We start from the raw sequence: 22701 nt of genomic DNA on the forward strand, positions 1-22701 counted from the left end.
TTGGTTCCGGGGTCTGTTTCTATTTAAGTATATCGTCATTCACATGGAAGATCAGCAATTACACATTACTTTAAGGATGACGGGTTTACTGGCCGGTTATCTCCGGAACACCCTCAGCGATGCGGAGCGGCATGAACTGGAAGTATGGCTGGCTGCTAATGAACGCAACCGGGAAGTGCTGGAAGAATTGATGAGTGAAGAAAAGGCCGCAGCCGAATGGCGCAGTTTGGCCTATTACCGGGAAAGAACAGAAAAGGCCAGGGAAGAACTGGCGGCGGAAATAAAACGTCGCTCAGCCTCCCGTACAAGACGACTGTTCTTTTACAGGGCAGCGGGTGTGTTACTGTTCCTGTTAGGTGCAGCGTCCGTTATCTGGATGAAGACGTCCCGCAAACCGGATCATATCACCACAGCGGAGTATGCGGTGAATGTATTACCTGGTAGTCAGAAAGCACAACTGGTATTGTCTAATGGTAAACATGTAGAGTTGAATAAGGGTGGCGATACTTCTTTTATGCAGGGCGCTTCTATAAAGGTGCAACAGCAAAAAGGGATGCTGGCCTATGAAGATATTAATGAACAGTATGAAGAGATACAATTTCATCAGCTGATCACACCTAAAGGGGGAGAATATCATTTGTTACTGGAAGATGGTACGCATGTCTGGCTGAACGCTGCTTCCTCCATCCGCTTTCCTACCCGTTTTACAGGAAGGGAAAGAAGAGTGCAGCTAACGGGAGAAGCCTATTTTGAAGTCGCCAAAGATGCCAGCAAACCTTTTGTGGTGGATATCAACGACCAAACTTACATCCATGTTCTGGGCACCCATTTTAATGTAAATGCATACACAGACGAAGAGAAGATACACACTACACTGTTAGAAGGTTCAGTAGTCGTTTACAACGGCATTATGGCACAAGGAGGTACTCATGGACACCAGATACTTCCTGGCCAGCGGGCTGTTACAGATCCGAAAGGGAAAGGAAAAGGTGCTACCATTGTAGAACAGGCAGACACTGTTCGTGCCATAGCATGGAAAAATGGCGTATTTGATTTTAACGACACAAAGTTATCTGAAGTAATGCGCCAGGTATCCAGGTGGTACAACATTGATATTGTCTATGAAAAAGGAATACCAGATATAAAGGTTTGGGGCAGGATGGAAAGAAACCAAAATCTGCAACAATTAATAAGGATACTTAACGGGATGGACGTGAGAGTAAAACTGGAAAGTATCGATAAGCTGATCGTATTACAATAGCAAAAATCTAAAGAACGACATATGCCGACGCATGTATCGCGGACCATTCCTGGCCTGTGAGAGAAAGTGCGCCTTATTTATTCACTTACCAACCAAAGTCAATTACCTACTATGCGATTTAAAGCCTTAATGCTACTTGCATGCGCATTGCTCCTCTTTGACAAAGCGGCGGGACAAACTATTACCTATGCCGGTACAAAAGTACCCTTACAGGAAGTCCTTACCGAAGTACAAAAACAGACGAAGTTCCTCGTCATGAGCAACAGCCAGCTGATTAAAGAAGCCCCGCCTGTAACCATCAGTGCAAAGGGCACGCCATTAGTCTCTTTCCTGGATGAACTATTCAAGGGCCCTCATTTGGATTACGCCATTGAGAACCACACCATTATTATCCGGAAAAAAAGAGCCACGACTGTTATACCACGTGTGTATACAGATACCAGCCGCCAAAAAGAAATCGTTGGTGTGGTTACAGACAGCTCCGGACAACCATTACCCGGTGTGAGCATCCGCATTGTTGGCCGGCCCGGAGGAACTACCACCAATCAGAACGGACAATTTAGTCTGAAGGCAGATCATGATGCTGTACTGAGCGCATCTTATATCGGCTACAAGGCTGTAACGCTCAGGGTACCTGCAGTAGCGGCAATGGCCTCCATCAAAATGGCTGCCGCCTCCAATGATCTTAATACCGTATCGGTAGTGAGCAACGGTTTCCAGAACAGAAAGCAAATTGCTTCGGTAGGTTCCATCAGTACCGTCACGGCAAAAGACCTGGAGAATTCAGGCATCACCACTTTTGATAAAGCCCTGGCTGGAAAGATGCCGGGTGTTTATGTTCGAAGCGTATCAGGCCGCCCGGGAGAAACAGGGCAGATCATTATCCGTGGTGTGAACACCTTAACAGGTAATGCTCAGCCACTGTATGTACTGGACGGTATGCCTTTGCAGGGAGATGAAGTATCTGCCAGCATGAACAGCCTCATCACAAATGGTATCGGCAATGTACCGCCTGAAAATATAGAAAGCATCACCATTCTGAAAGATGCTACAGCCGCTTCTATCTATGGGTCGAGAGCGGCTAACGGCGTTATTGTGATCACAACCAAAAATGGAAAGATAGGTAGTGATTATATTAACTACACTGGCAAGTATGGTGTAACCATGCGCCCGGAGAATAGTTTCAACTTCATGAACTCCAAAGAAAAAGTAGCGTTTGAAAGGGGACTGCGGGATGATTATTATCCTCCTTATGAATCCGGTGGCCGTGTGATACAACTGCTGAGCCTGGCGGATAAAGGTGCACTTACTTATGATGAAGCAGAAGCGCAGATTGCACTATTGGAACAAACGAATACGGACTGGATCAAACAATTGTATCGGGTGGCGAACAGCCAGTCGCACAACATCAGCTTCAGTGGTGGTAATACCAAAACTACTTATTATGCCGGGTTCAACTTCCAGGATTCAAAAGGAAGCCTGATCGAAAATAAATTCCAGACCGGCGGCCTCACCATGAAACTGAGCCGTTTTGTTACCAGCAAATTACTGTTCAAAGTAAACCTCTATACGACTATTAAAAAGAATGTGGAAGGTCAGGCTGGTGTAGATCCATTCAAATATGCCGTATTTGCCAACCCTTATGAGAAACCTTATAATGCGGATGGCTCTTACGCTTCAGATGTTACGTATCGCGCTATTCCTTATGATGTGGGAGCTAATTCTGCGCTGTATTATAACACCTTTAATATTATCCGTGAGCTGAGAGAAAACAAACTCACGAATACTTATGGAAATATCAGGGCGCAGTTTGCGGTGGAATATGATTTCTTTTCACATTTCAAATACACCGGTAACGTAGTGGCATCTTATACAGCGGTACAGGATAAAGATGAATCTTTTGGCGGTACTTACCGGAGCTGGGTGAACAACTGGCTCAATCAAACATCTACCGGTGGTGGTGTTTTGCCTGAACATAACAGGGGATATTTACAGGAAGGGTCCGGCAGAACATTAGATTATACTGTTCGCAATACGGTAGAGTATACGAATACCTTTGCTGCGAAACATTTTGTGCAGGCTTTCTTCGCCAATGAATTCGGTGCTGTAACGAATGATAAGTTCTCTCATTTCAACCCGATCTATTTACAACAATATGGTATTGCCGGTTACCCCAGTTGGGACCTGGTACCGGATAACCGTTTCTCCAGTCTGCAGCTGGCAAAATTGGGAAGCACCTATACCCGCGAAAACAGAAGTGCTTCCTTCATTGGTTCCATGGCTTATGTATATGATAACCGTTATGTACTGAATGCTAACGTGCGGTATGATGGTGTGGATATCATTGGTTCAGATAATCAGTTCTCTCCTTTATGGTCTGCCGGTGTAAAATGGAATGCACATAGTGAAGAATTCCTGAAAGATTATCAGTCTACCATCAGCAGGCTGGTATTATCTGTGGGATATGGTTACAGGGGAAGCATCAACAGAAGTGTGTATCCTTTCCATACTTATGAACTCGGTACGGCAGTATATGCTAATATACCGGTGGCCACTAAATTTGCTTATGGCAACCCGGTGATCAAATGGGAAAAGAAAAGAGAAACCAACCTGGGCTTAGAGCTGTCCCTGTTTAATGGAAGGATCAATACAGACTGGCGTTATTTCACAGAAGAAGTAATAGACCTGCTGGATAATACAAGAACGGCACCTTCCGTAGGAAGGCCTTCTGCCATTGTGAACGTGGGCAATCTCACCAACAAAGGGCTGGAATTGAACCTCCGCGTGGAAGCCATTAAAACAAAGGATTTCCTCTGGGAAGTAGGCGCTAATATCACGAAGATCAAAAACAATCTGAGCAAGGTATTTGAAAAAGAGGTACCTGTTACCGGTAATAACTATACCGCTAATATAGAAGGTTATCCTATTAACAGCTGGTTCGGTTACAAGTTCTCCCATGTAGATCCTGTAACGGGCAGCCTGATCGTACTCGCGCAAAAAAGGAATTCAAAACTGGTAGACGGGAAAGTAGAAACTACTTATGCAGATGCGGAAGTAGATCTGAGCAGGACCAGCGCGGCAGATCTTACAGCCCTGTACAGGCCTTATTACCTCGGGCATAGCGATCCGGAATTATATGGCGGTTTCAACACAAGGGTTACTTATAAAACAATAGAGCTGACCGCCCAGTTTGTATATGCGGATGGAAATGACATCATCAGTTTCCGCGACAGAAGAGAAGGCCCCAGTGGCATTGTGAGTGATATTGTTGCGAGTCGTACCAACCGGTTGAAAGATAATCTCTACCGTTGGCGGCAGGCAGGTGATATCACAGATATCCCCGCTTACAGAACAGCATTGTCTAACTATACGCAGTATCTCATTTCCACAGATATTGAAAGTGGCGCTTACCTGAAATGTACGGAACTCGCATTGTCATGGAGAGCATCCCGTCAGTTGCTGTCCAGAACGGCTGTGAAAACATTCAAGGCTACTTTGTTAGCCAGCAATGTATTGGCACTGAGCCCTTACAGCGGAACGGATGCAGAAACAAAAACGCCGTTCGGATATCCTAACACAAGGAGTTACACACTGTCATTAACCGTTGGATTTTAAATTTTTTGTTATGAGGTTATTCTTATTAATAGTGGTATTAGCCACATCTTCCTGGAGCTGCAAACAATACTTAGACCTTCCCGCAAAGAACCAGCGTACCGTTGCAAATGTGGACGATATGAAAACGCTGCTGGCATCTTACCTGAAAGGTGTGGCGGAGTTACGGATAAAACCTTTATATGGTAACGTGATGTGCCTGGCGCCAGCCGCGGGCAACGTGATGTTTGAAGCCTATTCAGATAATATAGATTTTGAACTGGCCTTAACGCAAACTTACCTTAAACCCAATAACAATCACCTCAAGGTTGAACAGGGTTATGCAGACTTGTTGCTGTGGAATGATTTTAACACACCCGGTTTGATCTGGAATCAACACTATGAGATCATTGGTTTCCTGAACGCCCTGATAGATCAGATGGACGACATTGAAGCTACCCCGCAACAGCAGGACCAGTTATTGGGAGAGATGTATGTACATCGTGCTTATTACTTATTTAAGCTGCTCCAATATTTTGCGCCTTATAATAAAGGTGAACTGGGCATCCCCGTTTATCTCCATACAGGCGAAGGGGTTTTAGGAATTGATAATCCAAGGAAAACACAGGCGGAAGTATACAAGATCATCCTGGATGATCTGCTTGCGGCGGAAACCATGATCAAAAGAACAACGCCCGTTACCGGTTTCAACGTCTTTTATTCCAACCGTTATATTCATCACCTGATGGCGCAGGTATATTGGTTCAAAGCGGAATCACCTGCAAAAGAAGCTACAGATTATGAAGCTGTGAAAACAAATGCGGCCATTGCTATAGAAGGAACAGAACCTTTTATTCCTACAACGGTAACAGGCATGATCAATGCATATGGTGCTAAAGATCCCAATTATCCTGTCGTTTGCCAGGAGAGTAATTCACAAGGTGCCATCAGTTCTTTGTATGGCTCCTGTTATCAGTATCTCACCCCGGGTACTTTTGGTCCTGAAAATATTCCGTTGTCTGCAGAATTTGCGGCACTCTTCAAACCAGGAGATGTTCGTATCGCTGCGATCTTCAATGCAGATCCTGCGCGTGCAGGAGGGAAAGTAGGCACAGCGGGTAAAACATTGAACTGGGGATGGCCTTCTGATGGTACTGCCACCGGATCGCTCAAACGGGGAGATGTTTGCATCTTTAAACCGGAAGATGCATTCCTGATGCTGGCAGAAGCACAATTCAGGCTGAATGATGCAGGAGGGGCCATTACTACATTGAACAAATTCAAAGCATTCAGGAATGCAGGAACGGCAGATGGCCTTGCCGGCGATGCTTTGTTGCAGGAAATTGTGGATGAGCGCCGCAAGGAGTTCTTTGGTGATAATGATAAACGCTGGCTGGATCTGAAACGGTATGGTAAGAAAACCATCAACCGAAAATTCCTCTTCCTCAACAAGAATTATGATCTCACCGTAGCGCCCAACGATTATCGTTATGCACTGCCTATTCCTTTAACGGAAGTACAGGAGAACAAGGACCTTATACCAAATGAAGGCTGGGTAGCCATTGAGTATTAAACGCAAAAAAGAAACTTATGAACAAGCTATTAATAGGGCTTTTCTTCTTATTGGCGCTGGCCCAGGCCGGATGTAAAAAAGATGGATTCGCCTACAAAATGTACGAGCCAACAGCAGATGATGTAGATTCCATCTATTTGTCTGCCACAGATAAAATGATGATCGCAGATGGTCAGGCTACGCTGAACTTTATCGTGGAAGCGTATCGCACTGTGCATCTTCCTTCCGGGAAAGACACACTGGAATTCATCGACTACCGGAAATTACCTGCAGGCTCCCTGAGAATAATAGAAGAGAGATCAGGTAATGAAGTAGGGCTGAAATATTCCACCACTACCATTCCTTTTGATACCGTGAAATTCCATGCAGAGATAGGAGGAACGAAATCGCCCACCAAACCGGTGGCGTTAAGAGCTAAACCCGCAGACCCTGCCAAACTGTATGTAGATGTGATCTTTCATGTATGGGAGTTGAATACTACGCACCCTACTTACGATGTGTCTTCTTATCAGCCGGTGCAGTATGCACAGTTGGTAGAAGCGATAAGATACATGAACAGTGTGATCAATAATAAAGTGGGTAATAGCCCTAACGGTGCTACCGCTAATATTGAATTCCGTTTGGCCACAAAGAACCAGGCGGGGCAAACCTTACCAGATCCGGGAATTAACAAAATTATATATAGCGACAATGTGAAAGTGAATCCGTTAGCGCTTACTTTTAATGTAGCGGATTTCATTGCTTTCATCAACGCCAATAAAGCCACTACTATCTGGAGCCCGAAACAATACCTCAATGTGCAGGTAATTCCTTCCGGTGCCAATAACAGTATGGGTGTGGCATATCCTGCCAAACAACTGCCCCTGTTACCAGGCCAGCAGTCCATCCTGGGTGTGACTGCCACTGCGTTGAACGAAGATGATTTTATCACGGATTATGCCAACGCCTGTGTAGGTTTACCGCGTACGATGCTCTTCCCGGGTATTGAGCGGAAGATAGAAATATTCCGGTTTGTTGGAACGTTCTATGGATTGTATACACCTTCGTTGTCCACAGCCCGCTTGTATTCGGATTTTTGCTATGATACCCGCAAGTTCGACGGGCAGGATAAACGGAACAGTTATTCCTTTGCCGCCAAAGTAGGATTAGATAGTGAGAAATATATTGCAGACAATGCAATGGACGATAGCCGTTATCCTACATTGCTCAACTCTATCACAGCAGACCAGGTAACCAGGATGCGTGCAGTAATGACACGTTGCCCGGGAAGAATGAATTCCAAAAACCAATAAATATGAAAAAAGTAATGCTCTTAGCAGCGGCGGGATTGTTTTCCACCCTGCTGCATGCCCAGGAAGCTTTCACGCTGAATGGCAAGATCGATGACCTCGGAGAACCCGCCAAAGTAATATTAATGTATGCTTTCGATGGGAAGAGAGTATCAGATACCGCAGAACTGAAAGCTGGCGCTTTTAGTTTTTCGGGTAAGATCAACAAACCCCTCTCAGCCGTGATCACTATTGTGAAAAGCAGCGCCAACCCACGCATGAATTTCGGTATGGGATATGGTGGTGAGATCATTGGCCGTGATGGTTGTTCTTTTTACCTGGATAAAGGGAATATTACCATAACTGGTAAAACCATCAAAGAAGCTGAGATCAAAGGATCTGCTGCGCAGGAAGATTATGCTGTATTGCAGAAAGCGCGTAAGCCGGTAGTTGATAAACTCACTGCTATCAGCGATGAGATGAAACAATATGCTACAGACCGTGAAGGCGAAGCATATAAAAACCTCTATGCAAAACTCCTTGCTACCATGAAGGAAAATGCGCCTGTTGACAACGCTTTCATTGAGTCGCATCCAAATAGCTGGGTAAGCTTTAACCAGGTGACCGGTAAAAGCATGATCCCTAATCCAAAGGAAACAGAAGCACAGTACAAGAAGCTGAATGCTTCCATGCGTAATACCAAAGAAGGTAAAGAATTTGAAGAAAGACTGAAAGTTGCCTACAGCACTGCCATCGGCTCCAAAGCTCCTGACTTTGCGCAGAACAATACAGAAGGCGTACCTGTTTCTCTCGCTTCCCTGAAAGGCAAATATGTGCTGATCGATTTCTGGGCCAGCTGGTGCGGTCCCTGCCGTGCAGAGAATCCTAATGTGAAACTGGCATATGATAAATTCAAAGGCAAAAACTTTGAGATCCTGGCTGTTTCCCTGGATGAGAAAAAGGACGCATGGGTAAAAGCCATTGCAGATGATAATTTACCCTGGTTACATGTGAGTGACCTGCAAGGCTGGAAGAACATAGTAGCGCAATTGTACAATGTACGCGCCGTACCACAGAACTGGCTGATCGATCCTAATGGTAAGATCATTGCCGCCAACATGCGTGGTAAAGAACTGGAAGAACGCCTGGCGAAAGAATTACACTAAAACAATCTTATACTATGCATAAGTTATTATTAACACTGCTGGCCCTGCCATCTTTTGTTGTTGCTCAGCAAACAGTTACGATCAAAGGAAAGTTCTCCGGAGATACCAAAGGGTATAATAAAGTATACATCTACGGTACCGGCGTAAAGAACGATTCCTCCGTGATGACAGATGGCAACTTTGAATTTAAAGTGCCATTCGAAAAACCTTTCCTTCCGCTATTTTACACTGAGTACGACAAAACGGTAAAACGTATGTACTCCCCTTATCCGGTATTGGTAGAACAGCCCGGAGAGATCACACTTTCCGAAGGTGATATCACCAAAGGTATGGCGAGCTTTAAAGTATCCGGCCAGAAATCCGCAGAAGACTTCAGTGATCTTCGTACGCAGCAGAATGCCGTATACAAAAAAGTGAATGATAAGATCTCCGCAAAATTCGGCGATAAGTGGTACGACAGAAGTAACCCTAAAGCTGATGAAATTGGCAAAGAGCGGGAAAAACTGACAGGCGAAGAAATGGCTATCGTACTGAATGACTTCATTGGTTCACACCCTGATTCCTATGCTTCAGCACTGGCATTAAGCATGGGCCGTTCTTCCCTGAAAACGGAAGACATGGAAAAGCTGTACGCTAAACTTTCTCCTAAAGGCAAACAAACCGAAGAAGGGAAAAACGTAGCAGATTACCTGAATGGCCTGAAAAGCTCCGCTATCGGCAGCACCGTAAAAGACTTTTCCCTCAACACACCAGATGAGAAATTACTCAGCTTTGCTTCCCTCAAAGGCAAATATGTAATGATCGATTTCTGGGCCAGCTGGTGTGGCCCCTGCAAACAATCCTTCCCGCACATGAAGGAAGTATATGCCAAATACAAGAGCGATAAGTTTGAGATCTACAGCATTTCCATAGACAAGGATAAAGCTGCGTGGCTGAAGGGCTTAAAAGAACAAGACCTTCCCTGGTTGCAGACATTAGACACAAAGAACATTTCCCAAAGCGGTTTTGCCGTGACGGGGGTACCCACTACTTACCTGATAGACCCTAAAGGGAAGATCCTGATGAAGGAAGTTGGTTTTGAGCCAGGTGGAAATAGTCCGCTGGAGAAGAAACTGGTGGAGCTGTTTGGAGCGAAGTAATTGATTTTTGTTAATGAAAGCCACATGCATCGGAAGGTGTATGTGGCTTTTGGCTTTATAGCCCCTTCCGCTAATTTTTCTATCTTTATACCCTCAGATGGAGGAGCTGTTATATAAAGACAAACACTTGTTCAAAGAAATTGCCGATGGAGACGAAACCGCCTTCACGCAGATCTTTCATGAATATAACGCCCGCCTGTTCCCGTTTGTATGTAAGATCGCCAGGTCAGAAATGGTGGCGGAAGAGATCGTGCAGGAAGTATTCCTTCGTTTGTGGGTGAACAGGGAAGAGGTAGCCCAAATGGAACATCCGGTGGGCTGGCTTTACCGGGTGGCATCCAATCTTTCCATTTCTTACCTGCGCCAGCTGGCCGGCAAGGAAAAGAAATTGCAGCAGTTAGGAGAAACGCAGGAGCCTTCGGCCAATAATGTAACGGATGCCCTGGGGGCAAAGGAAATAGCAGCTTTAATTAATAAGGCCGTCGCGTTATTGCCACCTAAGCGCCAGCAGATCTATCAGCTGAGCCGGCAAACGGGGCTGAGCCATAAAGAAATAGCCGGGAAATTAGGCCTGTCGCAGAATACTGTCAAAGACCAGCTCGTCATATCGCTGAAATTCATCAAAGGATACATCCGCAAAGAAACCGGGATTTCCATTTCCATCCTTGTCATGCTTTTTAACCGCTGAAATATTTTTTTAGGAGGAACAGTCCTTCGTTACATCTGCTGCGTTCTATATTTAAAGGGTTTTCTAAGTGAAGCGAGAACAAATTTCCTATTTACTGCAACAATACCTGGAAGGTAAGATCACGGACAACGAGTCCGCGCTCCTCGTCAATGCATTACAGCAAGAGGAAAGTGAAGAGTTGGAGCTGGCATTACAGGAAATGGCCATGGCTAGTGAGAAAGACCTGGCCTACCGGAAAGAACGCTGGGATGATATGATCTCCGGCATCCTCCACACTGAAACTAAAAAACGCCCTGTCCGCCGCATCTTCCAATTCGCAGCGGCAGCGGCCGTGCTGGGTATCATCGCTACCGGCTTGTATTTCTGGAATGAAAACAAGATCAAATCCGCTACAGAAGCAACTTATGTAAAAAATGATGTAGCACCTGGCAGCAACAAAGCCGTACTTATCCTGGGAGATGGTTCCCAGGTGACGTTAGACAGCACAGGCAACCAGACACTCCGCCAGGGCTCCATCGCCATCCACCAGCAGGGCGGACAATTACAATATGATACACAGGGAGAGGAAACTTCCATTACCTATAATACATTAACTACCCCAAGGGGCGGTCAGTTCCAGATCATCTTACCGGATGGAACAAAGGTTTGGCTGAATGCGGCCAGCTCTTTAAGGTATCCAACCACTTTTACCGGCGGAGAGCGGAAAGTGGAAATAACCGGGGAGGCTTATTTTGAAGTAGCGAAGAATGCAGCTATGCCATTCCGGGTGAAAATGAATGATAACGCCACTGTAGAAGTACTGGGTACCCATTTCAATATCAATGCCTATGCAGATGAAAGCGCTATCAGGGCCACTTTGCTGGAGGGCAGGATCAAAGTGATGGATGTGGTATTAAACCCTGGTGAGCAGGCGCAAATAACAGCTGATGTAAAAGTCTTACACCAGGTGGATACCAGTGCCGTGATGGCATGGCGGTATGGCCTTTTCAATTTTGAAGGGCAGAACCTGAAGGAAGTGATGCGTCAGCTTTCCAGGTGGTATGATATAGACGTAATATATGAAGGAACAGTACCAGACATCGTATTCGGGGGTAAAATGCTACGGAACATCAACCTGTCCCAGTTGCTTAAAATACTGGAAGATGCGGAAGTGCACTTTTCGCTGGAAGAAGGCAGGAAGCTGATAATAAAGCCTGATTAGTAATCAACAGAAGAAGCCATAAAGAAAAAACCGGAAGTGATTGGACCCACTTCCGGCGGAAAGTTATGGTCAACCAAAAATTTCAAGGACTGAGAATTTTCTTATCAACCAAACCAAATGCAATTTATGCAAAAATCTCTTTGCTACGGCCACCCGTCTTGGTGGCAGCACCTTCACATTACCAAAATCGTGTTAGTTATGAAGCTAACGTTCCTTTTCCTCACCGTTGCTTTTCTAAGCGTACACGCTTCGGGCGTTTCGCAGACGGTTTCCCTTGCCGGTAAAGACCTGCCATTAAAGAAAGTGTTCTCTACCATAGAGAAGCAAACCGGCTATGTGGTTTTTTACAACAGGGAGTTGCTGGAAAATGCCCGTCCCGTTACAGTGGATGTCAATAAAATGCCGCTGACCACTTTCCTGGAAATTACTTTCAAGGACCAACCATTGAATTATCGCATTACAGACAAAATGATCACCCTGTTCCGCAAACAGGAAACACCTTCACCTTTCAAAATAGAAACGCTCTTTATGGAGTTCACCGGCACAGTGGTGAATAGTGCCACAGGGGCTCCTGTAGCTTCCGCTTCCGTAAAGATAAAAGGCGCCGGCACAGGTACTGTTACAGATGCTAAAGGTGCTTTCAAAATAGATCTGGAACCGGGTGGAATACTCGTGATCTCTTCGCTGGGTTATGAAACGAAAGAAATAAAAACAAACAGGAATGAAACAAGTATCACCATTCCATTAGCAGAGCAGGCATCGAAATTATCGGAAACAGTAGTGACGGCTTTCGGTATTGAAAAAAGTTCGAAGGAGATCGGGTACAGTGTGGCAAAAGTAAGCGGGGAAGATATTAACCGCGCAAATTCCGGCAACCTGCTCACAGGTTTGGCAGGAAAGGTATCCGGTTTGAATATCTCTATTCAGAGTGCAGATATGAATCCGCAGATGCGGGTGTTGTTGCGGGGTATCCGTTCTTTTGGAGCTACCAGTAATAACCAGCCCTTGTTCATCATGAACGGCACACCGCTGTCCTTTGGTTCTGATCAGGCATCCGCGAGTTTAGTAATGGATTTCATCAACAACATCAATCCGGCGGATATTCAGGATGTAACCGTTTTGAAAGGCGCAAACGGTACTGCATTGTATGGACCGGAAGGAGTGAATGGTGTGATCATCATCACCACTAAAAAAGGACAGAAAGGAAAACCGGTTTTCAATTACCGGAACAATGTTTCCTTTCAGCGGATGGACTTCCGGAATGATCTCAGCAAACAAAGATCGTTTGGTACCGGCACCGGCAATGTGGATGCAAATGGCAAAGGTATTTATAGCCCTGTAAACAATAATGGCTGGGGACCTGCTTATGATGGAACATTGGTGCCTATTGGCCGTCCGGATGAAAACGGAGATTACCAGCAGGTAACTTATTCAGATAAAAAAGATGCACGCCGGTTTTTCCAGGTGGGGCAAACGATACAGAACAATCTCTCCTTATCACAATCAGATGCCAACTCTGATTTTTACATGGGCTTGAATCATACCACACAGAAAGGGATGATCCCGGGAGACAAACAGAACGCGATCAACCTTTTCTTCAGTGGCGGCAGGAAGATGGGCAAACTGAATGTGCAGCTGAATATGAACTACACCCGCAATGTGTACAATACCGGACCGGAATTCTTATCACTGCTGAGTACACCTACTTTCATTCCGTTGTTGAGTTACAAGGACTATAAGAACGATAAATGGTCTGATAACAATCACTACTGGTATGATACTGACATGATGAGCCCTTACCAGGCTGCTGCCAATAACAGAAGTAATTCTACCGGCAATGCCATGGTGGCCGGGTTGGTATTAACCCTGAAAGTACTTCCCTGGTTAACGATCACAGAGAAACCGGGCATTGTGTACAACGGCATTATTGAAAAGAGCACCCGCGAGCCGATCTATTTTTCTGATTTCGCTAAGTTGTATGGCGGTTATCAAAGGTACCGTGATCAGCTGGCCTCGTTGAAAGAAGAATCCAGGTTGGCTACCTCCCTTAATAATGACCTGTTAGTAACGGCATTGAACAAAGCGGGGGATTTTAATTTCAGAACAACTTTCGGTGCTTCTGTACGCGAAAGTTTTACAAAGGAATTGATGGGTTCCGGTAATCCTATCGTACCGGTATTTAACCTGTCTTTTTCCCGGGACATTCCATACGGGAGTGAGAAATCCCTGCTGAGCCGTTTTTATTCTTTCTTCGGTACTTCCGGCATTGGGTACAAAGACCGTGTTTTTGTGGAACTGATGGCGCGGAACGATTGGGATTCCAAACGTGCGAGCGCCGGAAGAGGCAAAGATCTATACGTAGGCGCCAATACCTCTGTGATACTGAATGAGGTGATCCCTGCTCTCGGAGATCTCAAATGGTTATCCCGCCTGCAATTGCGCGCAGCGGTAAATGGTACCGCCAATATGAACATTGAGCCTTATCAGTCTGAAAGGACTTTGGAGCTGGCTTACGGCACTGGTTTCCCTTATGCCGGTACTACGGATGATGGTATATTAAGTTACGCGTTCATGGCCGGCAATCCCAATCCTTACCTGAAACCTGAAAAGATCCTGACACAGGAATACGGCGCTTCCTTCAATCTTTGGAAGGACCGTGTGTTACTGGATGTGTCTTATTACTCCCAGCGCAATAATGGGGTGATCATGAAAGTAGCCATCCCATGGTTAAGCAGTGGTAGTACCATCGATAACCTGGGCGTATTGCGCAATTACGGTTGGGAAATGGACCTTAAGTTCAATCCGATCTTCAAATCAAGAAGCGGCCTTACGCTTACTGCGGACGTACGACTGGCCATGAACAATAATAAAGTGATGTCTATCAGTGAAGTGTATGACGGCGTTTTCCCTTTGAAAAAACCTATGTGGGGAGCTATGTTTGGGATCATGGCCCGTACTGGCCAGACTGCGTTTGAATACCAGGTGTATGACTGGAAGCGTGATCCGCAGGGAAGGGTGATCGTGGATAAAACAACAGGAATGCCCGATCCGGATATGGCGAAGGAAATGTACAATGGCAAAACCCTTCCGAAATATACAGGCGGTTTGAACATAAACCTGTCCTGGAAAGGTTTCTCCCTGGCTGTGCTGGGTGAATTCAACACCGGCGCCATGCATTATTTTGAACAGGGAGGAGCGCAGATACAAAATGGTATGCATGTAATGACGACTTACAATAACCGCGAGCCCTTCATTATTCCCAATTCAGTGTATGAAGATGGTACACCCGGTAAGTATACAGAGAACACTTCTGTTTACGTGAGTAATACCAACCAGCAGCTCTACAGCCATTATCTGAATGCCAGTAGCCTGTATCTCACCAAAGCAGACTTCATTAAGATACGCGAGATCGTGATCGGGTATGAGCGCTTCTTTTCATCAAGGATCTTAAAGAAGGTGAACCTGAGCGTGTACGGAAGGAATCTTTTCAACTTCTATCCGAAAGACAATGTGTATGGTGATCCGCAATTGATAAAAGGCCCTGGCAGCAGAGGATACAGGACCATTCCTGATAACCTTACCGGTTCTTCTTCCGGCGTGTCTACCGTGGCTGGTGTTGCTCAGTATGGTGTTATTACCACTTTTAGTTTCTAATAAAATGAATGTTATGCGCAAACAATATAAATCACTGTTTATCACTTCTTTTATAGCTTGCGGGCTCTTATTCGCCGGTTGTAAAAAAGGATGGATCGATATCAACTATAATCCTATACAACTCACAGAGAATAACGCCACGCCGGATATTATCCTGCCGAACCTGCTTATTAGCAGCCAGTCTGCCGTTAACGAAGATTGGCTGCAGGGTTTGATGGGTTACTGGGCTTATGGGGAATATCCTACAGGTTCGCCGGAGATAGCGTATTATCCGCTGGACAATACTTTTATAGGTTCCGCCACACCAGATATCAATATATTTTTATTCGAACAAAATGCGCTGCGGCATGATCAGCCTTATTATGTGGGCATCGCAAAAGCGCTGAAGGCATTACAATGGAGCCGGGCCGTTGATATCAACAACAATATCCCTTATGGAGATGTGGGAAAAGTGGAAATAAGAAAACCCCGCTATGATGACGGCAGGGTAGTGTATGAAGGCCTGATGAAAGAGCTGGATGAGGCTACTACATTGATCAAAGGCGCATCGCAGGATAAGGCCATCCGTATTGGTATTGCGGATATCATGTTCAAAGGAGACAAGACCAAGTGGGTGAAATTCATCAACACCCTCAAGCTGCGTTTGCTGATGCACCAGGCCTGTAGAACAGACCGGGCTGCCTATATCCAGGCAGAAATAGCAAAGATCACAGCAGAAGGTTCCGGATTCCTGAATAGTGGTGAAGATGCAGATGTGAACCCCGGTTACACGGATCAGAAACCAGCCAGCTATTTTGCAAAGTATTCTGCTTTTGATATCTATGCCCGTAACTATATTCAAATAGGAGGAAATTGGCTTCCCGTTTGGCAAATGGCTTCAGCGAATGTAACGGCGATGAACATGCTGAAGGAAAATAACGATCCGCGCCTTGCTTTCTTTTATGGTCCTGCCCGCCTGCCTATGCCGGCTGGTGCTGCGGAACCATTTACACAACCCGGCCCGGTTGAGTACAGAGGTAATAAATTAGGATTACCGGCAGACAGGTTGCAATATCCTTATCAGCAAACAGATTATGTATCCCAGGTGGGAGGTGTGAGAGCACTACGGACTGCAGTATCTCCTGCATCTACCGGTATCATCAAAGGATACAATATGGATTCCTGGATCATCACCAGTATAGAAAGCATGTTCCTGCAAGCGGAAGCTGTTTACAGAGGCTGGTTGCCCGGTGATGCGGAAACAGCGTATAAAGCTGCGGTGAGAGAATCATTCCGCTGGCTGAACGTTGGTGGAAACAGTAATACACCTGCTTTATCAGATGCCATATTCAATAACTGGTACACACAGGAAGTGGCAAATACAAAAGTAAGCTGGGCAGCGGCACCTGATAAATACAAATTGCTCATGTTCCAGAAATATATGGCCTTCAATGGTATTGAACCTTTTGAATCATGGGTGGATTACCGGCGCAATGGCGCATTTCCTGCTATCCCTTTATCTTATGATCCTGCCCGCACGTCAGACAAAATGCCTATACGGCTTCCTTACCTTGTCAGCGAATTATTGCTGAACAAGGAAAATCTGCTGGCACAGGGAACGATAGATCCATTCACCAGCAAAATATGGTGGATGCCATAATTCAGTTAAAAATTAATGGGGTGTTTATGATACATTTTTGTGGCAGGATAGCCGCAGCGGCTATCGCTATTTCTATATTTTTTAATGGTCAGTTGTTTGCACAGGATGTGCCATTGGATGCAGCCGTGAAAGTAGGTAAACTCCCCAACGGGTTTACCTACTACATCAGGAAAAACGCTGTGCCTGAAAAGAGGGCCGTGTTGTACCTGGCAAACAATGTGGGCTCTATACTGGAAACCGATGCACAGCAAGGGCTCGCGCACTTCCTGGAACATATGGCCTTTAACGGTACCAAACATTTTCCAAAGAATGAACTGGTGAGTTATCTGCAAAAAGCAGGTGTGCGATTTGGTGCTGACCTGAATGCTTCCACTTCTTTTGATGAAACCATTTACCAGTTGCCGGTATCCACAGAAGATAAAACTTTGTTCCGGAATGCGCTGCAGATCATGCGGGATTGGGCACAGGATATTACGTTGGATGGCGAAGAAATAGATAAAGAACGGGGTGTGATCCTCGAAGAAAAACGCCAGCGGCTGGGTTCTGCCCAACGTATTCAGGATAAAACGATGCCGCTTTGGGTGAATCAATCCCGTTATGCTAATCGCCTGCCTATTGGTACGGAGGAAGTTTTGAAGAACTTTTCACATGAAGAGATCCGTAAATTCTATGAAGATTGGTACCGTCCTGATCTGCAAGCCCTCATTGTAGTTGGTGATGTGAATGTTGCCGCAACGGAGAAAGCGATCATCTCTCTGTTCTCTAATATGAAGTTACCACCCCATCCTAAAAAACGGGAGGAATATACAATCCCACTTTCCGGAAAAAATCAGTTCCTGATGGTGAACGATCCGGAAGTAGCTACTATGCGGATGGAGGTGATGGTTAAACATCCGGCCATGGAAATGAAAACTGTTGTGGATTTGCGTGAAGCCCTGAAAAGGACCTTGTTTGGTATGATGATGGCCAATCGTTTCAATGAGATCGTACAAAAACCAGACGCGCCTTTCCTGAATGCGAGTAGCAGTATCGGGCAAATGATGGGTGATCTGGATGCCTTTTCGGGCAGGGTAATATTGAAACCCGGTGGTGCGGAAAAAGGGATCAAAGCTTTCTGGATGGAATTGGAACGGGTAAAGCAATACGGATTCACAGCAAGCGAACTGAAGAGGGCTGGCATCAATTATATGAGCACGATTGAAAATGCCTATAAAGAAAGGGATAAAACACCTTCAGAGGGTTTTGTGCGGGAGTATGTGCAACATTTCTTACATGGTGTAGGCAGCCCCGGCGTTGTGTATGAATATGAACTGTATAAAAAGATCATCGCTGAGTTGGGTACTGATGAAATGAACCAGCTCGCTAAAAAATACATTACAGATACGAACAGGGATATTATAATTGTTGCCGATGATAAGCAAAAGGATTCCCTGCCTGTGATGCAATGGTTGCAGTCCGTAGGGCCTGTTACTGCATACGAAGATAAGAAGGTGACGAGAACTACATTATTAGATCAGGCTCCGAAAGCAGGTACAATCACCAGCGAAAAAGTGCTTAAGGAAGTTGGGGCTACCGAGTTGGTATTGAGCAATGGTGTGAAAGTAGTATTGAAGCCAACAGAATTCAAGAAAGACGAGATCGTATTTAATGCATTCAGTCCGGGTGGACTTTCCCTCGTAAGCGATGCTGATTTTTACTCCGCGAGGATGGCCTCAAGCCTTGTTTCCGCAAGCGGTGTATCTGATATGACATTGCAGGAATTACGCAATCTGCTGACGGGCAAAACTGTTTCTGTAGGGGCTTTCATAGATGAAACAACGGAAGGTATCTCTGGCGCGGCTTCCCGCGAAGACCTGGAAACAGCGCTTCAACTGGTGTATTTGTACTTTACCAAACCACGTAAAGACCCTGTTGCATTTTCCAATATGGTTGAACAGCTGCGTATTTCCTATTCCAACGCAGATCAATCTCCTGGTACCATCTTCAGAGATACGCTGTCTGCCGTTTTAGGCGATCATCATTTCCGTAAAATGAAAATGCCACCGGAGAAACTGGACATGCTGGATGCAGACAAGGCCTTACAGATCTATAAAGACAGGTTTGCGGACGCCAGTGATTTCACTTTCACATTCGTGGGCAGTTTTGATGTAGCGGCTATTAAACCATTACTGGAAAAATACCTGGGCTCATTGCCTGCTATACAACGGAAAGAAACCGCAAAAGACCTTCAGCTGAATTACCCGCAAGGAAGGATCGTAAGGAAAGTGATAAAAGGGAAAGAACAACAGGCAGTGGTAATGCTGGCTTTCGGGGGTGCTTTTGAATATGAAAAAGCTACTTCAGATCAGATGCGGGCACTGGCCTCCATATTGACCATCCGGTTGATAGAACGCCTCCGTGAACAGGAAGGTGGTGTGTATAATGCAAGGGCGAGTGTAAATATCAGGAAGTTACCTGCAGGAGAATATACTTTCCTCGTGAACTTCATCTGTGATCCCCGCAATGTGGAGCCGCTGATATTAAGTGTGAACAGCGAGATCATGAAATTGAAAATGGAAGGCGCGGCTGAAGAAGATCTTACCAAATATAAAGCCGGTGAAAAAAGCGGGCTGGACAGGGTAATGAAGGAAAACAGTTTCTGGTTGAGCTACCTCAGTGGTAAGTTCATAAATGGGGAAGAACCAGAGATGCCGGAAGTCCGCAACAGGATGAAGCTCATCACACCACAAAGCCTGCAGCAAACCGCCGTTAAGTATTTCAATAATGCAAATTACATCCGGGTCATATTAGTCCCGGAAACTAACTGATGATACTGAAAAACCCGCTATTATACCTGGTCTTCCTGATCCTGCTAACTGGCTTAAGTGCATATGCACAAAAAACCGGAACCGGCAGGATCAGGGGCCGGATATTGGATAAGGTTACCGGCAAAACATTGGAAGCAGCCAGCATTTCTGCCGTAGCTCGCAAAGACAGTACCTTACTGGCATACACATTCAGCAACAGTAAAGGGGAGTTTACACTTGGCGGGCTTCCTTTGGACCAGGAGCTGGAAGTATTTGTTTCCTTTTATGGTTTCAGGGATACGGTGATCTTACTGAAAGTCTCTTCTGATTATCAGACCTGGTCGTTAACACGGCAAAGTATAAATCTGAAAGAAGTGCAGATCTCCGGCCGCAGGCCTCCTTTTCAGATGAGGAATGATACGCTGGAATTTGATGCTACCGCTTTCAAACTATTACCAAACGCGGCTGTAAAGGACCTGCTGAAGAAGCTACCAGGTGTTGTAATAGACCAGCAGGGAAATATCACTGTGAATGGAAAGAAGGCCAATAAGATACAAGTGGATGGGCGGGATTTTTTTAATGGGAATATCAATGCGGCTACGGGAAACTTACCGGGCGATATGATCGATAAAGTACAGGTGATGGATACAAAGTCTGTTGAACAGCAACGTTCACTTGTTGTACGGCCTCCTTCAGAAGAAGTAACGATCAACCTGAAACTGAAAAAGAATAAGAAGGCGGGTGTGTTTGGGAATGCAGCTGTTGGTGGGGGTACAGCTTCCCGGTATGCAGGAAATGTTTCACTTAATTCATTTGGTGAAAAGGCGCGGCTTAGTTTTTATGGATCGGCAGGTAATGCACCGAATGCAGATGGGGGAGCAGTGATGGTGGCAAGTGTTGGTGGTGCCTCTTTTGGCGGGGTAGGTGGTATTTCAGATGATCAGTCTGCCGGGCTTAATCTGAATACGAAATATGGTCGCAAAGTTACTATAGACGCCAATTATAACTTCTCGCGTAATGAAAGCAGAAAGGAAACATTAAGGGACCGTATTAACCTTTTACCTGATAGCAGCTTCCGGTATATCAGCAGCGAGTCCGCCGTGAACCGTTCCCTCAATCATAATTTATCTGCGAGTGTTGTATACGAAGCGGATTCTTTTACAATGCTTACAGTAAGGCCCAGCCTCCAGCTGGGTAACTCACGTATGTTCTCTTCTATTGAAGTGAGTACTCCAGCTGTTTCGGCAATGAACCATAGTAAAGGAGACCAATGGAACTTTGGTAATGAGATCAGCTTCAACAAAACCACAAAAGACCGCAGGGTTAACCTGAATGTGGTTTGGAGGATGGGGGTAAATGACAGATCGGATCAGCAACAAAATTATTCAATCTTTCAGTTGAAGGATACCATAGATCAGCACACAGATCTACATGAAAAAACGATGAGCCATTATGCTGCTATTAGCTTGTCCGGCAAAATTGCCGGGCGTTTTTCGGCTGCATTGGAATATACGCTGGATCGTAATAATAATAGTCTGTTGAAAGAAACGTTTTCTTTTAAGCAAGGTTTAGATAGTGTTTTATCCGGTGATAACAGGAACACAAACCTTACGCAAGTGCCTTCTGCCCAGATCGCTTATAAGGACGATAAGCTGAGCATTGCATTGAATGCCGGCATCCGGTTCATGCAACAGGAAAACAGGCTGCTGTGGCTGGATTCAGTTGTAGAGATCAGGCAGCGGCAGTTTGCGCCCAATATCCAAATGAATTACTCACTGGGGCAAAATGGTAATGTAGGGTTAGGATATACCGTATCGTCCACAACACCAGCTGCAGAGCAATTATCTGCTGCAGTGGATAATTCCGATCCTTTATACATCAGGATGGGGAATCCAACATTAAAAACGGGGGTAACACACTCTCTGTATGCCAACATATATCGTTTCGTTCCACAAAAAGGAATAGGCATGAATATGAATGCGAATGGTTCCTTTGCACGTAACCAGGTGGTGAATGATGTGTTCTATGATACGCTGGGCCGGCAGGTGAGTACATACCAGAATGTGAGCGGAGGCAGGACGATGAACTTAATGGCCAGGGTGTTCATCACACGAAAATGGAAGGATTGGAATGTACAGGCGGGATTGAATACAACAGCCGGTAATAATCATGATATCGGATTTATAGAGAAACAAAGGAATGAATCCGACAGCTGGAGAGTGAATGCTTACCTCGATGTGTCCCTTAGCTGGAAAGATAAGTATTCCGTTTTCCTGACGGCAGACAATGGCTGGAATAAAACCACTTACTCACTTCCCCGGTTGCAGGATGTAACCTACAATACACAAGGATACACAACGCAGGTGCAGGTAACGGCTGTTAAACGATTGGAGATATCCTGTAACCTGAATTATAAATACAATTCAGCGATCAGGAGCGTGACCGTTTTGAATAGTGCGATTGGGTATCGTTTCGGGAAGAAAGAACAATTAACGGTACGGGCATCTGTGAATGATATATTTAATGGTAATACAAATATATCGCGTACAACAGGGCCGTCATTTATAGAGAATATGCAGGTGAATGCTTTGAAGCGTTACGGTATGCTTACTTTAAAGTATAATTTTAACCGGTTCAACGGTGAAGCTTCTCCTGCAGTAATGTTAAGATAAAAGCCGCCATTCTGATTAAGTTTCCTTTTCAGGTAACTTAAAGGGCTAAATGGTGGATTCCAT

Annotated in this window: 12 protein-coding genes; all 12 read left to right on the top strand. The window is 45.3% G+C overall.

Annotated features, from left to right (window positions below; all coding sequences use genetic code 11):
• The first annotated feature begins 43 nt into the window (after positions 1–43).
• The 12 genes from GFS24_RS21260 to GFS24_RS21315 all read left to right on the top strand — a co-directional run bounded on the left by GFS24_RS21260 (position 44) and on the right by GFS24_RS21315 (position 22638).
• The gene (locus GFS24_RS21260; protein WP_153663017.1) at positions 44–1261 is read left to right on the top strand and encodes a FecR family protein; all 1218 of its coding nucleotides are present in this window, start codon (positions 44–46) and stop codon (positions 1259–1261) included.
• A 129-nt stretch (positions 1262–1390) separates the two neighbouring features.
• Complete coding sequence (locus GFS24_RS21265; protein ID WP_173003146.1) at positions 1391–4876, top strand: SusC/RagA family TonB-linked outer membrane protein; 3486 nt, start codon at positions 1391–1393, stop codon at positions 4874–4876.
• A gap of 10 nt (positions 4877–4886) precedes the next feature.
• Positions 4887–6425: a RagB/SusD family nutrient uptake outer membrane protein gene (locus GFS24_RS21270; protein WP_153663022.1), complete on the top strand. Its 1539-nt coding sequence runs from the start codon at positions 4887–4889 to the stop codon at positions 6423–6425.
• Between the two features lie 17 nt (positions 6426–6442).
• Entirely contained in the window at positions 6443–7717 is a 1275-nt protein-coding gene (locus tag GFS24_RS21275) for a hypothetical protein (RefSeq protein WP_153663024.1), read from the top strand.
• A gap of 2 nt (positions 7718–7719) precedes the next feature.
• The gene (locus GFS24_RS21280; protein ID WP_153663025.1) at positions 7720–8859 is read left to right on the top strand and encodes a TlpA disulfide reductase family protein; all 1140 of its coding nucleotides are present in this window, start codon (positions 7720–7722) and stop codon (positions 8857–8859) included.
• A gap of 14 nt (positions 8860–8873) precedes the next feature.
• A complete protein-coding gene (locus GFS24_RS21285; RefSeq protein WP_153663026.1) occupies positions 8874–9998 on the top strand; it encodes a TlpA disulfide reductase family protein in 1125 nt (374 codons plus the stop codon).
• A 97-nt stretch (positions 9999–10095) separates the two neighbouring features.
• Entirely contained in the window at positions 10096–10686 is a 591-nt protein-coding gene (locus GFS24_RS21290) for an RNA polymerase sigma factor (protein WP_153663028.1), read from the top strand.
• 67 nt (positions 10687–10753) lie between these two features.
• A complete protein-coding gene (locus GFS24_RS21295) occupies positions 10754–11887 on the top strand; it encodes a FecR family protein (RefSeq protein ID WP_153663030.1) in 1134 nt (377 codons plus the stop codon).
• A 198-nt stretch (positions 11888–12085) separates the two neighbouring features.
• The gene (locus tag GFS24_RS21300) at positions 12086–15541 is read left to right on the top strand and encodes a SusC/RagA family TonB-linked outer membrane protein (RefSeq protein ID WP_173003147.1); all 3456 of its coding nucleotides are present in this window, start codon (positions 12086–12088) and stop codon (positions 15539–15541) included.
• Between the two features lie 13 nt (positions 15542–15554).
• A complete protein-coding gene (locus tag GFS24_RS21305; protein WP_173003148.1) occupies positions 15555–17180 on the top strand; it encodes a SusD/RagB family nutrient-binding outer membrane lipoprotein in 1626 nt (541 codons plus the stop codon).
• A gap of 26 nt (positions 17181–17206) precedes the next feature.
• A complete protein-coding gene (locus GFS24_RS21310; RefSeq protein ID WP_153663037.1) occupies positions 17207–19987 on the top strand; it encodes a pitrilysin family protein in 2781 nt (926 codons plus the stop codon).
• On the top strand, positions 19987–22638 hold the full coding sequence (locus GFS24_RS21315; protein ID WP_153663039.1) for an outer membrane beta-barrel protein: 2652 nt from the start codon (positions 19987–19989) through the stop codon (positions 22636–22638). Before GFS24_RS21310 ends, GFS24_RS21315 begins: the two co-directional genes overlap by 1 nt.
• The last annotated feature ends 63 nt before the right edge of the window (positions 22639–22701 follow it).

It is taken from the genome of Chitinophaga sp. SYP-B3965, assembly GCF_009647655.1.
Taxonomy (GTDB): domain Bacteria; phylum Bacteroidota; class Bacteroidia; order Chitinophagales; family Chitinophagaceae; genus Chitinophaga.

Excerpts from the sequence above, each read along its gene's own strand:
- GFS24_RS21260 (WP_153663017.1), top strand. The coding sequence starts at position 44 with ATGGAAGATCAGCAATTACACATTACTTTAAGGATGACGGGTTTACTG.
- GFS24_RS21310 (WP_153663037.1), top strand. The coding sequence starts at position 17,207 with ATGATACATTTTTGTGGCAGGATAGCCGCAGCGGCTATCGCTATTTCT.
- GFS24_RS21270 (WP_153663022.1), top strand. The coding sequence starts at position 4,887 with ATGAGGTTATTCTTATTAATAGTGGTATTAGCCACATCTTCCTGGAGC.
- GFS24_RS21290 (WP_153663028.1), top strand. The coding sequence starts at position 10,096 with ATGGAGGAGCTGTTATATAAAGACAAACACTTGTTCAAAGAAATTGCC.
- GFS24_RS21280 (WP_153663025.1), top strand. The coding sequence starts at position 7,720 with ATGAAAAAAGTAATGCTCTTAGCAGCGGCGGGATTGTTTTCCACCCTG.
- GFS24_RS21305 (WP_173003148.1), top strand. The coding sequence starts at position 15,555 with ATGCGCAAACAATATAAATCACTGTTTATCACTTCTTTTATAGCTTGC.
- GFS24_RS21265 (WP_173003146.1), top strand. The coding sequence starts at position 1,391 with ATGCTACTTGCATGCGCATTGCTCCTCTTTGACAAAGCGGCGGGACAA.
- GFS24_RS21285 (WP_153663026.1), top strand. The coding sequence starts at position 8,874 with ATGCATAAGTTATTATTAACACTGCTGGCCCTGCCATCTTTTGTTGTT.
- GFS24_RS21300 (WP_173003147.1), top strand. The coding sequence starts at position 12,086 with ATGAAGCTAACGTTCCTTTTCCTCACCGTTGCTTTTCTAAGCGTACAC.
- GFS24_RS21275 (WP_153663024.1), top strand. The coding sequence starts at position 6,443 with ATGAACAAGCTATTAATAGGGCTTTTCTTCTTATTGGCGCTGGCCCAG.
- GFS24_RS21315 (WP_153663039.1), top strand. The coding sequence starts at position 19,987 with ATGATACTGAAAAACCCGCTATTATACCTGGTCTTCCTGATCCTGCTA.